General features: G+C 71.8%; 6 protein-coding genes. 4 read left to right on the forward strand and 2 right to left on the reverse strand.

What is annotated here, in order from left to right; genetic code table 11:
* Positions 1–160: 160 nt before the first annotated feature.
* Both VFZ20_RS24250 and VFZ20_RS24255 read right to left on the reverse strand, forming a co-directional pair.
* A complete protein-coding gene (locus VFZ20_RS24250; RefSeq protein ID WP_329686538.1) occupies positions 161–1,255 on the reverse strand; it encodes a hypothetical protein in 1,095 nt (364 codons plus the stop codon).
* Positions 1,256–1,411: 156 nt separating this feature from the next.
* On the reverse strand, positions 1,412–1,924 hold the full coding sequence (locus tag VFZ20_RS24255; RefSeq protein WP_329686539.1) for an LEA type 2 family protein: 513 nt from the start codon (positions 1,922–1,924) through the stop codon (positions 1,412–1,414).
* Positions 1,925–2,207: 283 nt separating this feature from the next.
* Between VFZ20_RS24255 and VFZ20_RS24260 the strand changes: the two genes are divergently transcribed.
* The 4 genes from VFZ20_RS24260 (at position 2,208) to VFZ20_RS24275 (ending at position 6,443) form a co-directional block, all read left to right on the forward strand.
* Complete coding sequence (locus VFZ20_RS24260; RefSeq protein WP_329686540.1) at positions 2,208–3,125, forward strand: DUF2383 domain-containing protein; 918 nt, start codon at positions 2,208–2,210, stop codon at positions 3,123–3,125.
* 12 nt (positions 3,126–3,137) lie between these two features.
* A complete protein-coding gene (locus tag VFZ20_RS24265; RefSeq protein WP_329686541.1) occupies positions 3,138–3,965 on the forward strand; it encodes a hypothetical protein in 828 nt (275 codons plus the stop codon).
* A gap of 255 nt (positions 3,966–4,220) precedes the next feature.
* Positions 4,221–4,946, forward strand: a complete 726-nt coding sequence (locus VFZ20_RS24270; RefSeq protein ID WP_329686542.1) for an SURF1 family protein — start codon at positions 4,221–4,223, stop codon at positions 4,944–4,946.
* 120 nt (positions 4,947–5,066) lie between these two features.
* Entirely contained in the window at positions 5,067–6,443 is a 1,377-nt protein-coding gene (locus VFZ20_RS24275; RefSeq protein WP_329686543.1) for a CBS domain-containing protein, read from the forward strand.
* Positions 6,444–6,967: the final 524 nt, after the last annotated feature.

The following is a 6,967-nucleotide window of genomic DNA, read 5'->3' on the forward strand; positions in this document are numbered from 1 at the left end:
CCGGGCTCGTAAAACTCGCCCACCTCCCCCAATACCCCCTGGGGGAGGTTGAACAACTCCATCACAGGTTGCGCGGCGGCGAGGCACGCGGAGGAGCGGAGTCCGTCATCGCGCGATGAAGTACTCTGCGTCCTCCGCGGCTCTGCGTGAGAATGCAGTTCTACTCGACGTGCGCGCGATGGTCGAAGCCGAGCGCGGTCGTCAGGCGGTTGAACTGCGGGACGGGAAGATGGCCGCCGCTGGCCTGGTCGTGGCCGCGGCCGAAGCTCGCCTCGTCGTCGGCGCCGATGTCGGGGGCGCGCAGGAGCGTGGGAAGCACGAGATCCTTTCGCGACGTCCGCGCGCTGAACGCCACGACGCCGGGCAGGTAGCCGCGGTTGGCCGCGATCACGGCGAACTTGGGCAGCCGCGTGCGCCACTGCTGCGCGATGAGCGGGTGGATCTGGCACCCGCTGTCCAGCGGCACCAGCGCCCACGGCTGGTCGGCGGAGAAGAGGGGCGCCTGCTTGCGGGCGATGGCCAGCTCCTCCTGCACCTCCGCGCGGTAGGCGCGCAGGCGGCCGGCGCCGAGCGCGTCGTCCTCGGAGATGGCGCGTGGCCCATCCGCTTCCATCAGCATCCGCAGGGGCGTGGCGATGTCGAAGGCGCTGGCCCGGCGCGCGGCGTTCACGAGCGAGACGGCCTCGCGCAGCCACTTGGCCGTCCACCGCTTGCGGATGCCGGGCAGCGCGTCCCACGGCGCCTTGTCGCCCAGGTCGCTGAGGGTGCCCACGGCGGCGATCCAGTCCAGGTCCGACACGTCCGCCAGGGGCGCCAGCAGCTCGTACGCGAGCCACGCGGAGGCCGGGATGGGCTCCCAGCCGTATCCCAGGACGACGGTCGCATCCGCCGGCTCGCCCTCTGGTCGGTGATGGTCCACGTACAGCGTGGGCACGCCGGGGAGCACGCCCGCGGACTGCACGCCCAGGTCCGTGACGACGAGCGCGGCGGGCTCCAGGGCCGCCAATCGGCTCCGCGCGCCCTCGCTGAACGCGTTCTCGCCGCGCTCGGAGAAGACGACGCGCACGTCGCGGAACCCCATCCGCAGCAGCCCCCGCCCAAAGAGCGCGCCGGCGCCCAGCCCATCCGCGTCGAAGTGGCAGAAGACGACGATGCGCCCGTCCGGGTCCAGTCCGCGCAGGAACGCCGCTGTCCGTTCGCGCGCGGACCGCAGCGCGACGTCGAGCGGGATGGATGAGGATTCGATCGTATCCATCGGCATTTGTTCAAGGTCTGTTCAGGATCGCGGAAACCGACGCACGGATTGATCCACATCCGCCCGAGAAATGAAGCGCGGCCCACCCCGCGAGAGGTGGGCCGCGCCGAAGCCGTTGCCCGCTATTCCCTATTCCCTATCACCTATTCCCTGCCGTCAGCGCGTCACCCGCAGGTTCCCTTCCAGCAGGTTCAGCGGCCCGAACGAGGGCTGGCCCAGAAGCCCCGCGTCCACGCCGACGGTGCCGTTGAGCGAATAGCTGATGGGCTGGCCTGTGAGCGCGTTGCGGGCGACGTTCGCCAGGCCCGGGATGTCGTTGAAGTTGATGGCGATCTCGATGGGCACCACCGCCTCGCCGCCCGCCTGCAGCGGCAGCCCCAGGGGAAAGTCCACGCGCGCCGCGTTGGTGCCCTGCAGCTGCAGCTGGCCCACCAGGCGGGTGAGCGTGAGGCCCACGGGGTTGGGGTTGCCCACGCGGGCGTACAGCCGCACGGCCGCGCCGCCCAGCGGGTTCTGCGCGCTGGGGCCCAGCAGGCGAAGCTGCGCCTGCTGGCCCTGGTCCACCTGGAAGGTGGGCGCCTGCAGCACGCTCTCCAGCCCCATGCCGGCGCACCCGGACAAGGCCACGGCCATCAGGGACAGCACCGCCGTCCTGCGTACGAGCTTCATCGTGTCGTCACTCCGGTTGGGTGGTTCGCGCCGCCGCATCCTTCCCGACGCGCGAAAGGAGCCGGCGTCACCCCAGTGCAAGCACTTTGCCGCGCGGCAGATACGCGTGCCGGCACGATCCTCCGATCCGGAATCGGCGCCGAAAAATCACGGGAAAACGGGAGCGACGGCGCTGGAACGGTGTGTGCATACCCTGCCAGCCCCGTCCGCGCAGGGTGACGTTCGCCGCGAGCGCGGGGGACAGGGCAGGCAACGGGAGCACTGACACGCCAAGGAGGGAGCGGTGGACACCGATACGACGCGCCTCGACGGGGGGACCGCGCCGCCGGCCACGGCCGAGATCCTGGAAGGTCTCAACGACCTGCTCCAGCTCGACCATGACGCCGTGGGCGCGTACGAGATCGCGATGGAAAAGCTCGACGACCGCGATCACGCAAGCCAGATCGCCGGCTTTCGGCGGGACCACGAGCGCCACATCCGCGAGCTCAACGAGCTCATCGCGGAGCTGGGCGGCACGCCCATGAACCAGCCGCACGCCACGGGGCCGTTCAAGCTGGCCCTGCAGAGCCTGGGCGGCCTGGCGGGCGACCGGGGGACGCTGATGGCGTTCCGGCAGAACGAGCTGCAGGTGCGCAGCAAGTACGACGCGTACGCGGCCAAGGCCAACCTGTGGCCCACGAACATCAAGCGCGTGATCGACGCCTGCGCCCTGGACGAGGAGCGGCACTTTCGCTGGGTGAGCGACGTGCTGGGCAAGGACGAGAACGCGGCGCTGGACAAGGTCGACGCGGCGCGCGAGCGGGCCGAGGCCCACGCGCGGCCCATCGACAAGGTGTCCAACGCGGCGGGCGTGGCCAAGGACCGCGTGCTGGACGCGACGGACACCGTGCGCGAGCGCGTGCTGGATGCGAGCGACACGGTGCGCGAGCGGGTGTCGGGCGGGGTGGATGCCGTGCGCAACCGGCTGCAGGGCGTGCTCAACCGCGACAACGGCGGCGCGTCGGGCACGGGCCTGTACGCCGACGAGGCGTACGCGGGCGCGCCCACGGGCGCCAGCCGCGTGGCGGAGGTGCGCGGCCGCGTGACCACGGTGGCGGGGAACGCGGGCAGGAGCTTCGAACAGCGGTTCCAGGAGCAGCCGCTCCAGACCCTGCTCATCGCCGGGATCGCCGGCTTCGTCATCGGCCGGCTGATTCGCTAAACGGGAGGACCCATGGCTGACCTGAACGTTACGCGGGACGACGATCCCACGATCGGCGTGCCCGATACGATGCTCCGCGACACGGCGCCCGTGGTGGACTCGGACCACCTGCTGCCGGAGCGCACGCACGCCTCGTCGCCGGGCATCGCGCAGACGGACGACCCGGACCTGGCGCGCATGCAGATCGAGCAGACGCGCGCCCGCATGTCGGAGACGATCGACCAGATCGAGGGTGCGCTCCTGCGCAAGAAGGAGAACCTGCAGGAGCGGATGGACGTGATGGCGCCCGTGCGCCGCAAGGCCCGCGAGAACCCGTGGCCCATCATCGGCGGCGTGTTCGCGGCGGGGCTGGTGCTGGGCCTGCTCACGGGCGGAGACGACGACGAGGACGAGGGGCCGCAGCCCGCCGTCCGCCGCTTTGCCGCCGACTTTGACCGCGAGCGGGCGCACGGCTACCACTGGGAGGAGCGCGCCCACACGTGGGAGCGCCGCGCCCGCCGGCTGATGGACCTGGCCAACCGCCAGGAGGCCGAGCTGCTGGAGATGCGCGGCGACACGGTGCCCGTGCGCCGTCGTCGCGGCCGCCGCCTCTTTGGCCGCGGCGGTCCGGCCCGGGAGATGGACTGGGCCTCGCAGGGCTACGTGGACACGGACACCGACATGGAGATGGAGATGGAGGTGGACGTGCGCGTGCAGGACATGGGCTACGTGCAGCCCCGCCGCGACGGCTACGACGGCATGCCGCTGCACGATGCCGATTCGTATCCGCCCCGGAACGAGAACCTGGGCGGCGGCGGGTACGGCGGCTACGGCCGTGATCCGCTTCCCGCGCCGATCTGATCTCCGGATCACGCGGAAGCTGAATCGGGGTGCCGGCCATCGTGCCGGCGCCCCGATCTTCATCCCCGGGAAAGACCAAAAGATTTCTCACGCAGAGCCGCAGAGGCGCAGAGTACCCCGTTCGTGCGTGGACTGGGGTACTCTGCGTCCTCCGCGGCTCTGCGTGAGAATGCAGTTCGCCGTTTCCGTGCGCGGGACGTAAATTACGGGGCGACAACGGACTCGTGTTTCCCCCCTGGACGGATCGGGCTCGGCGTGAAGCGGACGACGCGCGGCGTGGTGGCCGCGGTGCTGGTACTGGCGATGGCGGCGGGGTTCGTGCGCCTGGGATTCTGGCAGCTGGAACGGCTGGGGGAGCGGCGCGCGCGCAACGCCGCCGTCCGCCAGGCGCAGGGGCAGGCGCCGCTCACGCTGGACGCGGCCACCTTCGCCGCCGTCTCGGCCAACCCCGCGAAGTACGACTGGCGGCCCGTGGTGGCGGAAGGGACGTTCCACCACCCAGGCGACATGCTGCTGCGCGCGCGCGGACGCGAGGGGCGCCCCGGCGTACACCTCGTTTCCCCCCTCGTCCTCGCGGACGGACGCGTGGTGATGGTGAACCGCGGCTGGATATCGGCCCCGGATGCCGCGTCCGCCGTCACGGACTCGTTCCGGACCTCCGGCCCTGTGCGCGTGACGGGCGTGCTGCGGCCCCTCACGGAGAGCGCGGACCGCGGCATGCCCGCCGCCGGCCGCGCGGGGGCGGACAGCACGTGGCGCCGCATCGACCTGGCCGCCGCGCGCGCGCGCAGCCCCGGCGCCGTGCTCCCGCTGTACCTCCAGCGCCTGCCCTCGGCCAGCGATCCGCCGTCGCCGCCCCTCGCGGAGCCCCTGCCGGAGCTGTCGGAGGGCAACCACCTGAGCTACGCCGTCCAGTGGTTCAGCTTCGCGACGATCGCCGTCGTGGGGCTCGTGATCCTGCTGCGCCGAAAGCCCCGCTGACGCCGCGGGAACGCGGCGTGGGGGGTATCCATCTTGCAACCGCAGGCCCGCCCTTGCCCCGGGCAAAGCGGGGTCAGGTTTGGGCCGGAGCGTCGTCCACTCAAACGGGAGGGGTTGCAGATGGCACGCTATGGACAGGACATGGGCCGGGACCGCTGGAGCGGCGGTGGCGGCTATGGCCAGGGCGGCTACGGGGGCGGGCAGTACGGCGGGGGGATGAACCGCAACCGCTACGGCAGCGAGTACGGCGGCATGGGCAGCGACGCCAACCTTGGCGGCGGCAGCCAGGCGTACAACGGCCACAGCGGCTTTGGCTCGGGCGGCGGCGCGTACGACAACGACTACAACAGCGGCGGGTCGTACGGCGGCTACGGCTACGGCGGCGGGCAGGGCTTCCGCGGCACGAACCAGAACCAGGGCGGCGGCTACGGCGCCGACAGCGGCTTCTCGGGCTACGGCACGGGCTCCGAGGGCAGCTACGGCGGCGGGCGCGACGTGCGCGGTGGCGGGGGCTACGGCTACGGCGGGTCCACCGGCGGATACGGCGGATCGCAGGGCGGCTACGGCGGCGCCGGGTACACGGGCGGGGGCTACGGCGGCGGCGGGCAGAACTACGGCGGCTACGGCGGCGGATGGACCGGCGGCGGCGCGTCGGACACGGACCGCTCGTACGGCGGCAGCAACTTCGGCGGATCCACCCTGGGCGGATCGGGGATGACGGGCAGCACGCAGGGCGACGAGCTGCGCCGCATGCGCGCCGCGGACGTGATGACCGACAACCCCGAGTGCGTGACGCCCGAGACGTCGCTGGCCGACGCCGCGCGCAAGATGCGCGACCTGGACGTGGGCATCATCCCCGTCGTGGAGAGCGAGACCAGCAAGCGCCTGCGCGGCGTGCTGACGGACCGCGACATCGCCATCCGCGCCGTGGCCGAGGGCAAGGACGCCAACGCCACGCGGGTGATGGAGGTGATGACCACGCAGGTGGAGACCTGCAACAAGAACGACTCCCTGCGCGACGTGCTGAGCGTGATGGAGCGCGAGCAGGTGCGCCGCGTGCCCATCACCGACCGCGAAGGGCGCCTGGTGGGCATCATCGCCCAGGCGGACGTGGCGACGGAGGTGGACAGCCCCGCCGGCCAGCAGCGCTTCGCCGAGACGGTGGGCGACATCTCCGAGCCCGGCAACCCGCGCGGGCGGGGCGGCTGGTCGGCCGGCGGCGGCATGGGCGGCGGGCGGATGAGCCAGGGCCGCGGCGGCGGAACGGGCGGCGGCTTCATGGGCGCCGTGCGCAACGCCGTCACCAATCTGGGCGGCGGCCGCCAGGGCGGTGAGCCGTCGCGCATGGGCGGTGACTCGTCGCGGACGGGGATGCAGGCGGGCTCCGGGACGCAGGGCGGTTCCGGGATGTCGGGCGGGACGGGGATGTCCGGCGGAAGCACGCAGGGCAACACCGACTCGCGCGCCATGGGCGATCCGGGCAGCGAGAACGTCTGAGCCCTGCAGGGAATAGGGAACAGGGAATAGGGAATAGCCTGCAACTGCATTCGTGTGGTTGCGGGCTGTTCCGCGTCCGGGGGGTGCGGACGGGCCGGGCGGACAAGGTGCACGCGGGCGGTTCGGGTGTAAGAGGCCCGTCGCTACGCGACGGGGGGCCCTCTCCCCCGACCGCCTTTTGCTCGTTCCTCGCAACGGCGGTCGACCCCTCCCCAACTTCGGGGGAGGGGGTTGTCGTCGGGACAGTTTCGCGCGCGGCGCTCGACCTATGCTGGAAATGGGTTCTCCCCCTCCTCCGCGAAGCGGGGGCAGGGGGCCGGGGGGAGGGGGCCCTCGGCGGGCGAGACACACTCCGGCAGCGTGCAGGAGCCCAGCGCCTTCGGCTAGGATTGCCCCGGCTTGGTGGACACCAAGATAAGCCCGTAGGTTACGGGCAGGAGGTGACCATGGCCGAGAAGCGAAGGCAGTTCACGCGCGAGTTCAAGCTGGAAGCAGTGCGTCTGGTATCGAGTGGTGAGCGGAAA

This window comes from Longimicrobium sp., assembly GCF_036280135.1.
In the GTDB taxonomy this organism is placed as follows: Bacteria; Gemmatimonadota; Gemmatimonadetes; order Longimicrobiales; family Longimicrobiaceae; genus Longimicrobium.